15 protein-coding genes are annotated in these 16,721 nt (G+C 37.9%); 4 read left to right on the top strand and 11 right to left on the bottom strand.

Annotated features, from left to right (window positions below):
- Both B3I52_RS01640 and lpdA read right to left on the bottom strand, forming a co-directional pair.
- Positions 1-574, bottom strand: a 574-nt coding sequence (locus tag B3I52_RS01640; RefSeq protein WP_293297879.1) for an MBL fold metallo-hydrolase, incomplete at its 3' end; no start/stop codon positions are given.
- Positions 575-779: 205 nt separating this feature from the next.
- Entirely contained in the window at positions 780-2,168 is a 1,389-nt protein-coding gene (lpdA, locus tag B3I52_RS01635; RefSeq protein ID WP_293297876.1) for a dihydrolipoyl dehydrogenase, read from the bottom strand.
- Between the two features lie 336 nt (positions 2,169-2,504).
- Between lpdA and B3I52_RS01630 the strand changes: the two genes are divergently transcribed.
- Positions 2,505-5,816 (top strand): TonB-dependent receptor, encoded by a 3,312-nt coding sequence (locus B3I52_RS01630; RefSeq protein ID WP_293297873.1) that lies wholly within the window; start codon positions 2,505-2,507, stop codon positions 5,814-5,816.
- 96 nt (positions 5,817-5,912) lie between these two features.
- Positions 5,913-6,767 carry a dienelactone hydrolase family protein gene (locus B3I52_RS01625; protein ID WP_293297870.1) on the top strand — a complete coding sequence of 285 codons (855 nt, stop codon included), beginning with the start codon at positions 5,913-5,915 and terminating at the stop codon, positions 6,765-6,767.
- A gap of 59 nt (positions 6,768-6,826) precedes the next feature.
- On the opposite strand, the gene B3I52_RS01620 is transcribed toward B3I52_RS01625, so the two are convergent.
- Complete coding sequence (locus tag B3I52_RS01620) at positions 6,827-7,714, bottom strand: polysaccharide deacetylase family protein (RefSeq protein ID WP_293297867.1); 888 nt, start codon at positions 7,712-7,714, stop codon at positions 6,827-6,829.
- Positions 7,715-8,065: 351 nt separating this feature from the next.
- Between B3I52_RS01620 and B3I52_RS01615 the strand changes: the two genes are divergently transcribed.
- Together B3I52_RS01615 and B3I52_RS01610 are read left to right on the top strand one after the other, a co-directional pair.
- Positions 8,066-8,359 carry a hypothetical protein gene (locus tag B3I52_RS01615; protein ID WP_293297864.1) on the top strand — a complete coding sequence of 98 codons (294 nt, stop codon included), beginning with the start codon at positions 8,066-8,068 and terminating at the stop codon, positions 8,357-8,359.
- Between the two features lie 4 nt (positions 8,360-8,363).
- Positions 8,364-10,568, top strand: coding sequence for a S9 family peptidase (locus B3I52_RS01610; RefSeq protein WP_293297861.1), 2,205 nt, complete (start codon positions 8,364-8,366; stop codon positions 10,566-10,568).
- Between the two features lie 76 nt (positions 10,569-10,644).
- On the opposite strand, the gene B3I52_RS01605 is transcribed toward B3I52_RS01610, so the two are convergent.
- The 8 genes from B3I52_RS01605 to B3I52_RS01570 form a co-directional block, all read right to left on the bottom strand.
- Positions 10,645-10,797 (bottom strand): DUF5522 domain-containing protein, encoded by a 153-nt coding sequence (locus B3I52_RS01605; protein WP_293297858.1) that lies wholly within the window; start codon positions 10,795-10,797, stop codon positions 10,645-10,647.
- Positions 10,798-10,898: 101 nt separating this feature from the next.
- A complete protein-coding gene (locus B3I52_RS01600) occupies positions 10,899-11,852 on the bottom strand; it encodes an exonuclease (protein ID WP_293297855.1) in 954 nt (317 codons plus the stop codon).
- A gap of 88 nt (positions 11,853-11,940) precedes the next feature.
- Positions 11,941-12,537, bottom strand: coding sequence for a dephospho-CoA kinase (gene coaE, locus B3I52_RS01595; RefSeq protein ID WP_293297853.1), 597 nt, complete (start codon positions 12,535-12,537; stop codon positions 11,941-11,943).
- The gene (locus B3I52_RS01590) at positions 12,537-13,484 is read right to left on the bottom strand and encodes a CdaR family protein (RefSeq protein WP_293297851.1); all 948 of its coding nucleotides are present in this window, start codon (positions 13,482-13,484) and stop codon (positions 12,537-12,539) included. Before B3I52_RS01590 ends, coaE begins: the two co-directional genes overlap by 1 nt.
- An 83-nt stretch (positions 13,485-13,567) precedes the next feature.
- Complete coding sequence (yajC, locus tag B3I52_RS01585) at positions 13,568-13,876, bottom strand: preprotein translocase subunit YajC (protein WP_293297849.1); 309 nt, start codon at positions 13,874-13,876, stop codon at positions 13,568-13,570.
- A 141-nt stretch (positions 13,877-14,017) separates the two neighbouring features.
- A complete protein-coding gene (locus B3I52_RS01580; RefSeq protein WP_293297847.1) occupies positions 14,018-14,455 on the bottom strand; it encodes a DUF1573 domain-containing protein in 438 nt (145 codons plus the stop codon).
- A 67-nt stretch (positions 14,456-14,522) separates the two neighbouring features.
- The gene (gene nusB, locus B3I52_RS01575; RefSeq protein WP_293297845.1) at positions 14,523-15,443 is read right to left on the bottom strand and encodes a transcription antitermination factor NusB; all 921 of its coding nucleotides are present in this window, start codon (positions 15,441-15,443) and stop codon (positions 14,523-14,525) included.
- An 84-nt stretch (positions 15,444-15,527) separates the two neighbouring features.
- Complete coding sequence (locus B3I52_RS01570) at positions 15,528-16,616, bottom strand: Glu/Leu/Phe/Val family dehydrogenase (RefSeq protein WP_293297843.1); 1,089 nt, start codon at positions 16,614-16,616, stop codon at positions 15,528-15,530.
- Positions 16,617-16,721 lie beyond the last annotated feature (105 nt).

Here is a 16,721-nt window from a genome sequence, read left to right as displayed (position 1 = left end):
GCATCATGGCATCGGTATGTCCGTAGGCAAAGCGGATGTTAATGCCATCGTGAAGATGTACGTTTTGCTGCGTGGGTATAAATTTTAGTTGCCCGCTTTCTTGGATAGGGATGATATTTTCCTTTAGAAAGGATGCTTTTTCTCTTGCGTTTGGTGTTGTAGCCCAATCCCAATGTTGTTGGTTGCTCCAATAAATGGCATTTTTAAACGCTGGGCGAAGCTGATCGCCGTACCTTTCTATAGAGCCGCCGCAATGGTCGAAATGTAGGTGGGTTAAAAAAACATCTGTAATATCATCTCTATGGAAACCATGTGCCGCTAAAGACTTATCTAAGGTATCGTTGCCATGTAAATAATAATGACCAAAGAATTTGTCGTCCTGTTTATTTCCCAGTCCATTGTCAATCAAAATTAACCTGCCGCCATCTTCAATCAATAAGCATCGCATTGCCCAAGAGCAAAGGTTATTTTCGTCTGCAGGGTTTGTTTTTTGCCAGATGGTTTTGGGTACAACGCCAAACATGGCTCCGCCGTCTAATTTGAAATTTCCGGTGTTGATGGTGTAGAGTTTCATGATGATTTACGTTTCTAGATTTACGAATTACGATTTGCTACTGTTGCAGAACCATATTGAGTTTGTCGGAATGTATTTTGGTTAACTGGTTAATTGATGATTTGGTAAATCGTTTCTAAAGTAAGCTTTAAAACAAAAATTGGCTAATTGTAATAGTAACAATTAACCAATTTAAACAGTTTGACCGATTAACCGATTAGGTTAACTATAAATGTATTACCTCACCGTAGGCATCAGCGGCAGCTTCCATAATGGCTTCGCTCATGGTAGGGTGTGGGTGCACTGCTTTAATCATTTCGTGGCCGGTAGTTTCTAGTTTACGGGCAACAACAATTTCGGCAATCATTTCGGTTACGTTGGCCCCAATCATATGTGCGCCCAATAATTCGCCGTATTTGGCATCGAAAATTAATTTTACGAAACCATCTTTTGCACCAGCTGCACTGGCTTTACCAGAGGCAGAGAATGGGAATTTTCCTATTTTTAACTCATAGCCGGCAGCTTTAGCAGCTTTTTCTGTATAACCTACAGATGCAATTTCTGGCGAGCAGTAGGTGCAGCCCGGAATATTGTTATAGTCTAACGGCTCTACGTGTTGGCCGGCAATTTTTTCTACACAGATAATGCCTTCGGCAGAAGCCACATGCGCTAAAGCTTGACCGGGAACCACATCGCCAATGGCATAGTAACCTTTTACAGAAGTGTTGTAATATTCGTCAACAACAATTTTACCTTTATCGGTTTTAATGCCTACTTCTTCTAAGCCAATGTTTTCTATGTTGGCCACTACACCTGCTGCAGAAAGTACAATATCGCATTCGATGGTTTGCATGCCGCTTGCAGTTTTAACTTGAACTTTACAGCCTGCACCACTTGTATCTACAGACTCTACCGATGAAGAGGTCATGATATCGATACCTGTTTTCTTTAAGCTGCGTAACAATTGTTTAGAAACATCTTCGTCTTCTACCGGAACAATGTTTTCCATAAATTCTACGATGGTAACCTTGGTGCCCATAGTGGCGTAGAAGTAAGCAAACTCTACACCAATGGCGCCAGAGCCTACTACCACCATAGATTTTGGTTGTTGCGGTAACACCATTGCTTGACGGTAGCCAATTACTTTTTTACCGTCTTGCTTTAAATTTGGCAATTCTCTAGAGCGAGCGCCAGTAGCAATTACTATGCTTTTAGCCGAAAGTTCTTTCTGAGAACCATCAGCTCCCTTAACTTCAACCTTGTTGCCGGCTTTAACTTTACCGGTGCCCATTACTACCTCAATTTTGTTCTTCTTCATTAAGAATTGAACGCCTTTGCTCATGCCTTCGGCAACATCGCGACTGCGCTTCACTACCGCATTGAAATCTGCTTTAGCTGCTGAGGTACTAATGCCATAATCGGCTGCGTGATTGATATATTCGAAAACCTGTGCGCTTTTTAATAAGGCCTTGGTAGGGATACAGCCCCAATTAAGGCAAATTCCACCCAATGATTCGCGTTCTACAATAGCAACTTTCATTCCTAATTGCGACGCTCTAATGGCAGTAACATATCCGCCCGGACCGCTACCTAGTACAACTAAATCGTAGTTCATATTCTTAATTTAAAGGGAAATTAACGTAATAATTTGCTGCCAAAATTAAAAAAAATGTTGATTAAAACATACGATTAGCTCATAACGTAATTGCAATAAATTGGGTTATAAGATGAAAGATTGGTAAAACTTTGTGTAAAGGCTTGATAATTTGATACAGTGCTATAAGTATGGTGCCATTATTACTTAGTTTATAGTTTGTTAAGTGTGGATAAGTTTTGCAATAGTTAATAATAATTTAACATTAGGTTGTGGGCTGTAATGAAATTAATACCTAGATTTGCAGCGGTATTTTAACATATTTTAACAAAACAATTAATTCATTTAAAAAAGAGCATGAAAAAATCTTTACTATTAAAAATTGTAACGGTTGTTTTTGTGGTAGTTGGTTTTGTGGGTTCGGTGAGCGCACAGGTAACTACTTCATCAATGACGGGTACGGTTAGAGATTCGAAAGGAGCTTTACCAGGTGCAAGCATTAAAGCAAGGCACACTCCTACAGGAACAACTTATTCACTTATTACCAATAACGATGGCCGTTATACAATAGGAAATATGCGTGTTGGCGGACCTTACACTGTTGAAATTAGCTTTGTCGGCTTTAAAACACAGACAATTAGTGATGTTTTTCTAAAATTGGCAGAACCATTTGTTTTAAATGTTACGCTTCAAGATAATAGCTCAACATTGGCAGAAGTGAAGATTATAGGTGCTGCTACTAATTCTATTATGAATTCTAATAGAAATGGAGCTACCACAAATATTAGTAATAGGGAAATTCAAGTTTTACCTTCAATCACCAGAAGTTTAAATGATTTAACACGTTTAACTCCTCAAGCAAATGGAACTTCTATTGGAGGAGGTAATTACAGACAAAACAACTTCACTGTAGATGGTTCTGAATTTAATAATAATTTTGGTATTGGTGGAAATTTACCAGCTAACGGTTCTCCAATTTCATTAGATGCGTTAGAGCAAATATCAATCAATGTAACGCCTTACGATGTAACTCAAGGTAACTTTATTGGTAGCTCAATGAATGCTGTAACTCGTTCTGGTACAAATCAGTTTTCTGGTTCAGTTTATACTTACTTCAGAAATCAAAATCAGCAGGGAAGACATGTTGGTAACTTTGATTTGACAAGAGGCGAGTTAGATGATAAAACTTACGGAGCTAGATTTGGAGGTCCAATTATCAAGAATAAATTGTTCTTCTTTATGAACGTAGAACAACAAAAAACTACGAGACCAGGTCAGCAACAAATTGCTGCCACCACAGCTGGTACTTTTGGAAACAACGTGTCTAGACCAACTGTGTCAGATTTAAATAAATTAAAAGAATTTTTGATTAATAATTATGGATATGATCCAGGTGTTTATCAAGGTTATAGCTTTGCTGCGGAGCGCTTGAATTTATTAGGACGTATCGATTGGAATATTAATGATAAACATAAATTAAACATTCGTTACAGTCAAGTAGAAAGTAAGGATCCTTCTATGGTTAACAACACTTCTGCTGCTCCTTCTAGTTTTAGTTCGGGTGCTGGTAGAACGGGTGTTAATAGTTTACAATTCTCATCTGCTAATTATTATCAGGAAGCAAACTTTTATTCATTATCTGGAGAGTTAAATTCACAATTAGGCAGGTTTACCAACACATTGAGAGCTTCATACACTAATCAAAATGATCCAAGAAGTTCGGATAGTGATCCGTTTCCTTTTGTAGATATTTTAGAAGGAGGAACACCATATACATCTTTCGGCTATGAATTATTTACCTATGGAAATTTACGTGATGTAAAAACAACGTCAATTATTGATAATTTAAAATGGTCATCTGGTAAACATAATTTTACTGCTGGTTTTCAATTAGATTTCAATTCCACAACTAATGGCTTTCAACGTTATGGAACGAGTTATTATAGATACAATTCTTTGAATGATTTTTTAACCAATCAACTACCTGCTAACTATGCTTTAACTTATTCATTAGAGCCTGGTTATGCGCAAGCATTTCCTAACTTTAAATCAGCACAGTATTCTGTTTATGGTCAAGATGAAATTCAACTTACTGATCGTTTCAAATTTGCAGTTGGTTTGCGTTTAGATTTGCCTACTTATCCAAAAGCAATGAAAGAGCATCCATTATTGGCTAATCAAACTTTTGCCAATGGAATGAAGTTAAGTACTGCTGAGTTGCCTAAGGCTAATCTAATGTTTTCTCCTCGTGCTTCTTTCAATTGGGATGTTAAAGGAGATAGATCTGTGCAGGTTAGAGGTGGTTCAGGTATTTTTACAGGAAAGTTCCCGTTCGTATGGATAGTTAACCAAGCAGGAGATGCTGGCTTATTACAAGTTACGGAAACTTGGGGAGCGGGCAATACATCTTATCCAACAGTTCCTGGTGTTTTTAATCCAGATCCTAATGCATATCGCCCGGCTACTCAACCAGCAGCAGGAACCATTTTGCCTAGCGCTATAACTGTTATCTCTCCTGATTTAAAAATGCCTCAAACTTGGAAAACTAGTTTAGCAATTGATGCTAAGTTGCCAGGTGGGGTTATAGGTACTTTAGAGGGTATTTATAATTCAGATATAAATACTGCATTTTGGAACAATGTTAACTTAAAAACACCTTCAGCATTAAATGTATCTGGTTATGCAGATAATAGAGTGATTTATCCGAATTCAAATTCAGATAAATATATTGTTAAGTTAAACAATGGTCAGCCATCTACTACAACAGGCGGTGCATTTAATACCTACCGTTTAGAGAATGGTTCTAAAGGACATTACTATGCGGTAACTGCTAAATTAGAAAAGCAATTCTCTAACGGATTTGCAGCAACATTAGCTTATACTAAGTCTGGAGCTAAGAATCTATATGATGGAAGTGGTGATCAAGCAGGAAGTGCTTGGGCTGGTACACCAACAGTTAATGGTTCTAATAGTCAAGAGTTGAGTTATGCTAGTTATGTAGTGCCTAATAGAGTTGTAGCTTCAATTTCATATGGTAAAGAGTTCTTTAAGCACGCTAAAACTACATTGTCATTGTTTTATCAAGGATCAATTGATGGTAGATTTTCTTACGTGTACGGAGGCAGTGCAGGAAATCTAACAGGGGATATTAACCGTGATGGAGCAAATGCAGATTTGATTTATATTCCTAAAGATGCATCTGAGATCGACTTCGAACCTCAAACTATTGGTGGGGTAGTTTATTCTAACCAAGCTCAAAAAGATCTATTCTTTAGGTATATTGAGCAAGACGCATATTTAAGTTCAAGGAAAGGTCAATATGCAGAACGTAATGGAGCTCAGTTTCCATGGAGAAATCAGGTTGACGTGAAGTTGTTGCAAGACATTTTTGTAAATGTTGGTGGTAAGAAAAACTCACTGCAGTTTACTTGGGATATTTTTAATGTAGGTAACTTCATTAACAAGAATTGGGGATTAGTAAAACAAACAAACCAAAGAGCAATTTTAAATCCTAGAAATGCTGCGGCTTTAACTCCAGGAGGTGCTACTAAGCCATTATTTTGGCTAGCTACTGATAGAGGTTTGCCTATTACAAGTACGTTTAGAGATTTAACTTCTATTTCTTCTACTTATTATATGCAATTTGGTTTCCGTTATACATTCAACTAATTTGTAAATAGTAAACTACAATAGTTAAATCCTCAAGCTTTTGCTTGGGGATTTTTGCGTTTAGTGCTACCTTAGAATAAACCTCAATCCAAACCCATGGATCAGAAAATTATTAACCTGTACGATTCTTATACCCACAGCCAAATTAGCCGTAAGGAGTTTATGAAAAAGCTGGTTGTTTTAACAGGAAGTACTGCCTTGGCCTTAACTATATTGCCCAGTTTAGAAAGTAATTATGCGGTAGCGGCAACCGTAAGCAGTGAAGAGGTGTTTACTGAAGATGTTACTTTTCCAGGGGTAGAGGGTAATATGAAAGGATTGTTTGCAATGCCAAAAGGCAATAAGGAAAAGCTAGGAACGGTGGTCGTTATCCACGAAAACAGAGGTTTAACGCCGCATATTAAAGATGTAACGAAACGTGTGGCATTGGCAGGTTTTATAGCTTTAGGGGTAGATGCGCTTTCGCCCGTGGGAGGTACACCCGAAGACGAGAATAAAGGCAGAGAACTGATTGGAAAATTGGATGTGGAGAAAAACCTGCAAAACTATTTGAAAGCATTAGATTTCTTGCGGGCGCACCCGTTGGGGAATGGTAAAACTGGTGTAGTTGGATTTTGTTGGGGCGGTGCCATGGCCAATAAATTAGCCGTTGCAGATCCGTTGTTAAATGCGGCAGTGGCTTATTATGGTTCGCAAGCTAAGGCCGCAGATGTGCCAAAAATTAAAGCAAGTTTATTGTTGCATTACGGCAGTTTAGATGAGCGCATCAACGCAGGTATTTCAATATACGAAGAAGCCTTAAAAGCAGCTAAAACTGATTATCAATTGTATATTTATGAAGGGGTAAACCACGCTTTTAATAATGATACCTCGCCAACTAGGTATAACGAGGCTGCCGCTAAATTGGCGTGGCAACGTACTATAGGGCTGTTAAAGAAGAAATTGGTTTAATTGTATTACTGGTACTCTTAGACTTTAAAAGCCAAAGAGTACCATATAGAGGTCTATCACTAGAAACTTTTTACAATATTGTTGTGCAAGGTTTTAGGGCTCCAATGGCCACTAGCAATAATTCTTCTTACGGTAAAAAGCGGATCATTTTCATCGCGTTTGTCTGCTAAAGAGAAAGCCATTTTAAAACCTCGTTTCTTTAGTTCTGGAATTCCTTTGGCGTTCCATAAACCAAACGGATAGGCAAAATATTCAATTTTTTTGCCAGTTATTTCTTCCAACTTTTTAGTAGGCTTATCCAATTGCTCTTCCCAATCTTTGCCTTCGTATTTTTTAAAGTTTTTGTGGTCGTAAGTATGGCTGCCAATGGTGTTGCCTTCGTCAGCAAGCTGCTTTATTTGGTCGGCACTCATGTAGTTAACAAACTTGCCCTTTTTGCCAATAGAAACCGTCATGATAAAATAAGCAGCTTTGTAGCCGTATTTTTTTAAGGTTGGGTTAACCACTGTAAATTGGTCTAAAACGGTATCGTCGAAAGTTAGCATAATTGGTTTTTTTGGCAGTGGTTTGCCTTCGTTCAAATAAGCGTACAGTTGATCGGGTAAAACGGTGTTGTAACCACTGTCTGATAACATTTTTATCTGATCTTTAAAGTTTTGTATTTCTACGGTATAGTCTTTCCCCATTGCGCCATCAGTAGCTCGCCAGTTGCGTACTTGGTGGTAGCACAAAATAGGCACTTGTGGCCTTTCTAATATTGTTTTAGCATTGGCTACCTTAATGTTTTTTGTATCAATTGGAGTGGTTTGGTTTTCCGTTTGCGTTGTTGCTACGGTAGTTGTTAAACTATCTTTAAGCTCGCCAGTTTGGCTGGTTTGAGATTTAGACTGACAGCCAACACCATAAACTAGCGACAAGGCAATTACAGGTAAGAAGAATAATTTCATAAAGTATTTAATATTAATAAACTGTTTAAATTTAAACGAAACGTAAAATCCAGCCTGTTGAAATTGCGTGCCCATACCGCATCGCCTTTTTATGCCGTTTTAAACAGTTCCTGAAACAAAACTAAGCAATAACCTCTTATTTGATATGACTGTGGATAAAAATAATTGAGGCTAATTTTTTTCCTGTTTAGCATTTGTGGAGCGTTAAGCAGTACTTATTGAAGCGCTGTTTACTAGTCTGCTACGGATTAATCACAATCACTCAAATATTACATAAAAACTCTGGTGTTCATTTTTTTTCTATATAAATTAGCTCGTTCATCACACACAAATTTAAAAACTGATTTTTCAATGAAAAAAATCTACTTTTTCTCTTTATTGGGGTTGTTTTCTGGTGCTGTTCATGCGCAAACTAAAACAATTACCACTACCGAAACCGTAGCAATGCCGCATAAGGCAAACTATCAGCAGGCCGCTAGGTTTTCGCCTAGTAAATTGCGCAAAATGATTTATTCAACCAGTGTAGATCCGCATTGGTTAAAACAGCGTAATAATTTTTGGTACGAGTACGAAACACCTAATGGGAAAAACTGGTATATCGTAGATCCGGCAGCAAGAAGTAAAAAAAAAACTGTTCGATCCTGAACAATTGGCGGCAGAAATTACCTTAATTACCAGAGATCCGTTTGATGCGCAACATTTGCCTATAGAAAACTTAAAGTTTAATGCCGATGAAAAGAGCTTTACCTTCGAAATTAAAAGTACTATAGAAGAAGTAAAACCAGACCGAAAAGATAAAAAAGCGGCAGACTCGATGCAGAAGAAAATCTTTAAGTTCGAATACGAGTTGGCCAGTAGGAAATTAACCGAAATTAAGCATTATAAAAAAGCTAAGGCAAAGCCAAATTGGGGTTCGGTAGCGCCAGATTCGTCTGCTATTATTTTTACCCGTAACTATAATTTGTACTGGATGGACAAGGGCAACTATCAAAAAGCATTAAAAAATGAAGAAGACAGTACTATTGTAGAGCATCAATTAACCAAAGATGGGGTAAAATATTATGCCTATGGTAGCGATGGTAACGGCGAAAACAACGAGGAGATTATTAAAAACGATAAGAAACGTAGAAGAGCTTTTGTGTTGTGGTCGCCAGATTCAAAGTATTTTGTGCTTCAACGTTCTGATAGCAGAAAAGTAAAGGACTTATGGGTAATTAACAGCGTGTCGCAAGGCAGGCCAACCTTAGAAACCTACAAATACCAAATGCCTGGCGAAACCGAGGCACCGCAAGACGAAGTTTGGTTATTTAATTTTGCCGCTAAAACAGGTAAAAAGTTAAACGTTGCTGCATTTAAAGACCAAAGTTTAAATGTGTATAGTAAGCCAGCACTAAACGCAGACAGAGATAACGAGTTCCGTCCGGTAATGTGGTTGGGCGATAACAATAAGTTTTATATGGGGCGTACCAGCCGCGATTTAAAACGTATTGATGTTTGTTTGGTAGAGGTAGCTAGCGGAAATGTTAAGCCATTGATAGATGAACGTTTTAATACCTATGTAGAAGTACAGCGCCCGGGTTTGGTAAATGGTGGTAAAGAGCTGATCCATTGGAGCGAACGCGATGGTTGGGGACATTTTTACCTGTTTGATGAAAACGGAAAGCTTAAAAATCAGATTACCAAGGGATCTTTCCATTGCGAAAACATTGTAAATATTGACGAAAAGGCCAGAGTTCTCTATTTCACTGCCAATGGTAAAGAGGCCAAAGAAGACCCTTATTACTATCATTTATACCGTGTGAATTTTGACGGTTCTGGATTGAAACTGTTAAATGCCGGCGATTTTGATCATGCTGTAAACATGGATGATGCAGGTCGCTATTTTGTAAACAACTACTCGAGAGTAAATACGGTGCCAAAATCGACCCTTTACGATAACAATGGTAACAAGGTAATGGAGTTAGAAACCGCAGACTTATCGTTATTGATGGCTGCAGGCTACAAATTTCCAGAGCCTTTTAAAGTAAAAGCAGACGATGGTATTACGGATTTGTATGGCGTAATGTATAAGCCCTTTAATTTTGACGCTACAAAGAAATATCCAATTATAGCGTATGTTTATCCAGGGCCACAAACAGAAGCTGTAAACAAATCTTTTGGTCGTAGTATGGATAGGATGGATCGTTTGGCGCAACTGGGTTACATTGTGGTAACGGTGGGCAACAGAGGTGGTCATCCAGCCCGTTCTAAATGGTACCACACCTATGGCTATGGCAATCTGCGTGATTATGGTTTGGCAGATAAAAAAGCAACGGTAGAACAATTGGCCGATAGGTATAGCTATATCGATGCCACTAAAGTAGGTATTACCGGGCACTCTGGTGGTGGCTTCATGTCAACTGCGGCCATGCTGGTTTATCCAGATTTCTTTAAGGTAGCAGTTTCTGCGGCGGGCAACCATGATAATAGCATTTATAACCGTTGGTGGAGCGAAAAGCATCATGGCGTTAAAGAGATTGTGTCGCTAAAAGGAGATACTACTTTCAAATATTCGATTGATAAAAACCCAAGCTTGGCTAAAAACCTAAAAGGACATTTGCTATTAATGCACGGCGATATTGATAACAACGTGCACCCTGCCGGAAGTATTAGGGTAGCGGATGCATTGATTAAAGCTGGTAAACGCTTCGATTTTATTTTAGTGCCAGGGCAACGCCACGGTTTTGGCGACATGACCGAGTATATGTTTTGGCGTTTGGCCGATTATTTCAATAACCATTTACTTGGCGATTTTTCGCAATCTTCCAATGTAAACATGACCGAAATGGATAGAGAAATTGAAAGAAAGAATTAAGCCTGTCTATGCGTATCACAAAAATCTCCGATAGTTAAATTATCGGAGATTTTTTGCTTTAAAAAGAATGAGGAGGTTAATTAGGATTTTTCTTTTCCTTTTTTTTGCCAAAACTCCAAGGGCAGTGCTTGCATTTGTTTTTACAGCAATAGCCACGCTTTAAATGGTAAGCTTTTGTAAAAACCATTAAGCCGTCTTCATTCAAATAGAAATCCTCGCCCTCTTTCACTTTTTAAATAATTGAATAATAAAATTATTGAATTTTGAATATACCTGTGATTTTTGGCAAAATAATCTTCGGCTTAACCTATTCTTCCAAGCCGTCAATTATCAGCCGTTTAGTATCTTAACCGTTAATTGGTTTTTAAAGTGTGCCTGTAACTGTTTTCCGTCACCATGTAAGGTCCACACTTCTCTTGGTTGTACTTCTTCAATAGTTTGTATAATGTCTTGCCAATCTACATGGTCAGAAATATAGAGGTGCAAACCATTGCCCTGTTGTAGGTATTTCCACCCTGTGGCAAATACCCTTACTACATTAATAGCTCTAATATAGCTGTTAAAAACCATTGGTGGTACTAGATATATGTTGCCTTCTAGCTGCTGTTTCATGATTTTTCTGTCGTAAACTTGGTAATTGCCCATGTTTATGCCCTGTTGCTCGTAAATGTTTACAAAAGGCATAATGGTATGGTGCACTAATATTTTTTTGTTGGGGCAGTGTTTGTTTATTAACGAAATTAACCTTTGGCTTTTGCCTAGGGCATAAGCACCAAGCATAATATTGCTAGTTACGGTATTTAGCTTCTTAATTTCTGTTGCCGCCTCCGGATGTTTTACTTCTGGGTCGGCAAAAGTAGTTTCGGTAATTAAAACATCTGCTTTAACAAACACAATGGGTTCGCACGTGCTATCGGGTGCTAGTTTGTAATCTCCAGTATATAAATAGCGTACATTTTGATATTCCATTAATACCATTGCCGAACCTAAGATATGCCCGGCAGGGTAGAAGCTAATTTTTACGCCATTTATGTCGAACTTTTCTTGGTACGCTTTTATTTCAAAACTAGCTGCGGCAAATTTTTTATAACGATGTTGCATAAAGAGCTGTGTAGCTTCGGTGCAGTACACCTGTTGGTTTCCACTTATGGCATGGTCGCCGTGGGCATGGGAAATTACGGCATTTGGCACAGGCTCTTGCGGATCTAAGTAGAAGTTGCCATAGCTGCAATATAGGCCAGTTTTAGTTAGTGTAATAAAATCTTGAAGTATTGGATTGGTCATTCGACGTGATGGACAAAGGTTGCTAGCTGATAGTTTGCTATATAAGGCTATTTAAACTAAATTTTTTATAGGAATGACGTTTACGCAATCATTCAGTCATTTTTAGAAACTGTTGGTGTAAGTGTAAAACTTGTAATATGATGGATTGGTTTTCGCTGTTTTCTATCAGGAAATCGGCCATTTTTATTTTCTGTTCGTCGGTAAACTGTTTGCTCATTCTAGCCAGTACTTGCGCTTCGCTTGTGCCATCCCTTTGGGTAACTCTTGTAATTTTAAGCGCATGAGGTGCAGTTACTAGAATGTTTTTGTCGCACATTTTATACGAGCCGCTTTCGAATAACAGGGCTGCTTCTTTTAGTGAGTAGGGCAAGTGTTTTGGTAACTTGGCATCCCACTCGTCAAAAGCTCTAAATACCGCAGGGTGCACCAGGGCATTGAGCTTAGCTAATTCGGTTTCGTTATTAAATACAATATTGGCAATATGCTTATTGTTTAACGTACCGTTGTTAAAATAGCTTTCTGCACCAAAGGTAGCTTTAATGCCCTGCATCAGTATGGTATCGGTAGTCATAATTTGTTTAGCAACAGTATCTGCATAAAAAACAGGAATGCCCAAAGTTTCGAAAACCTTGCAAATAGTAGTTTTCCCACTGCCAATACCGCCGGTTATTCCAATTTTTAACATTATTTTTCGATAATAAAATCTACACTGTTGGGTATAACGCTCACCAATTTAGCAAAATTGGGTATCTTGGTGATTTTAACGAAAAGTCTATTGTGTCCTAATATTTTCCAATCATTTAAATCTACGGCTGCTTTTAATTCTTCTTCATTAGTTTTAGCATAATTAGAGAGTGCCACCATTAGTGTAATTTTAACCTTTTTAGGGTACAGCTTTACATCATGATAGGCTTTGTTATTGAGTATGCTTAATGGTACTTCAATAGTTTTTTCGGTAAACTCATCTACCGAAATTTTTACACCAACATTGCTAGGGTAGATATTAATGTTGTTTTTGGAATTTTTAATGAGGTTTATCCGGGTATCTATATCAGTTTTAATATCGTTAAGCTTTAAACTATCAGTAGGCCAAGTATGTATTTTTTGTAACTCTTCTTGAGGACCAGAAATATTTACATAAGCCGGGCTAAGTTTTATTTCTTTTTCTATACCGAATTGGGGGGCAAATGTTAGTTTAGAAATTAATTTTAATGGTACGCGTTTATTGGTTCTTTTAGAAAAATCGAAATAAAGCGTATCAGGTTTAATGGAAATTACCCTTTGGGATGTTTCTAGCTGCCGGTTAACTTGGTCTAGTTGTTCTGATAAGACTACGTAGCTTCTGCTGTTTAGCTTTTGTAAACTTACGGCAATAGCGGGTGGTTTAATTCTTAGGCGGGCAAATAGGAGTTGCCAGCCCGTGCCTTCCACTTTTAAATCTACGGTATCTGGTTGTAGTGCTTTAAAAGCTTTTCCCTGTGGTTCTTCTTTATAGATGAGTTCGGTTTGTACCGCGTAGGGGTATTTCTTATTGAGGGCTAAAAATAACCAAGCGGCAACTGCACACAATATGCAAACTACAACGGCTCCGAAGCGTTTTTGTTCTAACCTGGTTAATTTAATAAAAGGCATGAGGTAAAATTACAATAAAAAAGCCACAGATACACAGCTTAAACTAATGCTAATGTGTATCTGTGGCTAAACCTTATTTTTTACTATGCTTTTGGCGCAGCGGCTTTTGTTGCATCAAGAGAGATGGCCGATTTATCGAAACGGATTTTACCACCTCCTTCTGTCTCAATAAGGAAGGTAGTTTCTGCTGTACCTACAATTTTACCATGAATACCTGCTGTAGTTACAATTTTATCGCCAATACCTAATTCTGAAACTAATTTTTTGTGTTCTTTAGCTTTTTTCATTTGTGGTCTAATCATGAAAAAATACATTACCACAGCCATTAAACCAAACATAATTAACGTTTGTGTTCCTGAGCCTCCTGCTTGTAAAATTACTGTTGATATCATTTTGTGTTGTTTTTTATTGTTGAAATATTGTTTTACTGTTGTTTAGTTAATAGCTTATAGTTCGTAAAAGGATAAGTCCTTAGTCCGTGTAGGTAATTTGCACCAATAGCCTATCGTAAAGCTACCCCTATAAACTGATGTCTATTTTTCCTTAATGTCGCCTACTAAGTGCAGTTCTTCAAACTTAGGGTTGGCATTAGAGCTAATGGTTATCACTTTATCTTGCAATCCTAATTTGCCTGCACTATCAAAAATTACTTTTATTGTACCCTCTTCGCCTGGTTTAATAGGCTGCGAGGGGTATTCGGGTACTGTACAGCCACAAGTTGCGGTAGCGTTGGTAATAATTAAAGGGGTTTTGCCAACGTTTTTAAACTTAAACTCGTAACTAACCTTTTCGCCTTGCTTTATCGTGCCAAAATCGTAGATTGCTTTTTCTACCTGTACTTTTGGTGCATCTGCCTCGGCAATTACTGCGGTCGATGTACTATCTGTAGCAACGGTTCCGTTTTCGCTAGCTTTATTTTGGCAAGCGATAAACGTTGCACTACAAATAGCAATTAAAAAAAGTTTTTTCATCTGTATTATTTTGTTGTTGTAATGTTGAAACGTTATAAAGTTGCATATCATTCATTCAACCTTATGATTATTCATCAATTAATCCTCTACCTAACTTTTTAATACTGTTGTTTTTCTTTAAATCGTTTAAAATTTTGTCTAAGATACCATTTATAAAAGTATTACTTTTCGGTGTACTGTAATCTTTTGATAATTCTAGGTATTCGTTAATGGTAACCTTAACCGGGATAGAAGGGAAGTTCATCAATTCGCAAATGGCCATTTTCATTAAAATAGTATCCATTAAGGCAATACGTTCCGACTCCCAGTTCTTAGTTCTATCTGCAATTAAGGCCTGATATTTATCGTCGTTTTTAAGGGTATAAGCGAAAAGGTCTTGCACAAAAGTGCTGTCTTCTTTCCAGTCGGCACTAATAGGCGTAAGCTTGTTCTCTAAAGGGTTTTCCGATTCGAAGTTTTTTAAGGTTTTGGCAATCATGCCCTGCATTACTTCGCGATCTACCGGCCAATTAATAAATTTATCTTCAAACGCTTGAACTACGTTTACGTTTTTCAAGAGCATTTTACGAAAGATAAACTTGATGATTTCCTTGGAGCTTTCTAGGGTTTCTTCCGCATCTTCGGCTAAATACGCCTCGTATTCTTTGGTTTCTTTTAACTTATTAAATATTGCTTTAACCAATTCTGGGTCTGCAAACCAGTTAATTTGATATTTGTTTACTGCGGCAACATATGCTGGGTTGTGCTTTAAAACATTCACAAACTTGTTGTGCAATAATTTTTGATTTGGATTTAGATCTTCGGCAGTAGGCAAATGTTTGTTGGCCCTTTCTATGGCATCATTTGCAGTATATTCGGTAACATCAACTATAAGTGCTAGCATAGAAACGTACATCTGATTTACTTCATCAATACTTTTCATTAAAGTTTTCTGACTGCTTACCGTGTCTTTTTTTTCGGTGGTGTGCCAAGCAAAGATATTTTGCATGGCTTTAATTCTTAAGTGCCTTCTGTTTAACATGAATGTAAGAACGATTGTGGTATAATTACCTTTTGTGTGTTATTTATTAAATTAATAGGATGATTTTATTTTCTTTATATCGTCGATACGTTTTTCGGCGATACGGGCAGCGGCTAAATTAGTGGGTATATTTTCAGATTTTGATAATTTGATGACTTCTCTGGTAGCTTCGTAAATATGCTCGGTAAGTTGTATGGTGCGTTTTTTTCCGAAGCCGGTTAATTCCGAGTAGCAACTGATAATTCCACCAGCGTTGATTAAATAATCTGGCGCATAAAGTATTCCTTTGTCGTGTAAAAGCTGTCCATACACTTGCTCGTCGGCCAGTTGGTTATTGGCCGAACCTGCAATAATGGCAAACTTCATGGTTTTTAAAGTTTTATCGTTAATGGTAGCGCCTAAAGCACAAGGGGCATAAATATCGGCTCCAACATTAAAAATCTTATCGGCCTCTATGGCTTTTGCTTTGTATTTACGAGCAATTACCCGCATATGGTCTTCGTTAATATCGGTTACGTAAACTTCTACGTTGTCGTTTCTTAGCAATTCTACCAAATGTTCGCCAACGTTGCCCGCACCTTGTACCACTACAGATCGGCCTGCCAATTCATCCGTGCCATAAACCTCTTTAACGCATGCCTTAATGCCTAAGTAAACACCTTTTGCAGTATAAGGGGCCGGATTGCCCGCACCACCTAACGATTCGGGAACGCCAGTAACGTGCTGTGTTTCCATACGGATGTACTCCATGTCGCGTACCGTAGTGCCTACATCTTCGCCCGCAATAAATTCTCCGTTTAGGTTTTTAACAAAACGACCGAAACTGCGCATTAAAGCTTCGCTTTTTTGTTTTCTAGAATCGCCAATAATTACCGCAGTGCCGCCACCTACATTTAGACCTGCAATGGCTGCTTTATAGGTCATGCCTTTAGATAAGCGTAAAACATCTTCTAAGGCTTCGGCTTCCGAGTTGTAGTTCCACATTCTAACACCACCCAAAGCTGGGCCTAAAGTAGTATCGTGTATGGCAATAATAGCTTTTAATCCGGTAGAAGGGTCGTTACAAAATACCACTTTCTTGTGGCCAGATTGGCTTAATTGCGCTAAAATAGCATAATTAGAAGAACTGATTTGCGCCATAGAAATAACGTTGAAACGTAAGTTGCAAAACTAAGACAAAAAAATCATTAAATCTAAGCGTATTTTAAATAAAGTGTATCTCCCTTTGGCAGATAGTTGATTGTC

The organism is Pedobacter sp. UBA4863 (assembly GCF_002399615.1).
Taxonomy (GTDB): domain Bacteria; phylum Bacteroidota; class Bacteroidia; order Sphingobacteriales; family Sphingobacteriaceae; genus Pedobacter.
Note: the sequence above shows the minus strand (reverse complement) of the source record. Positions and strands in the feature narration are given on the sequence as shown.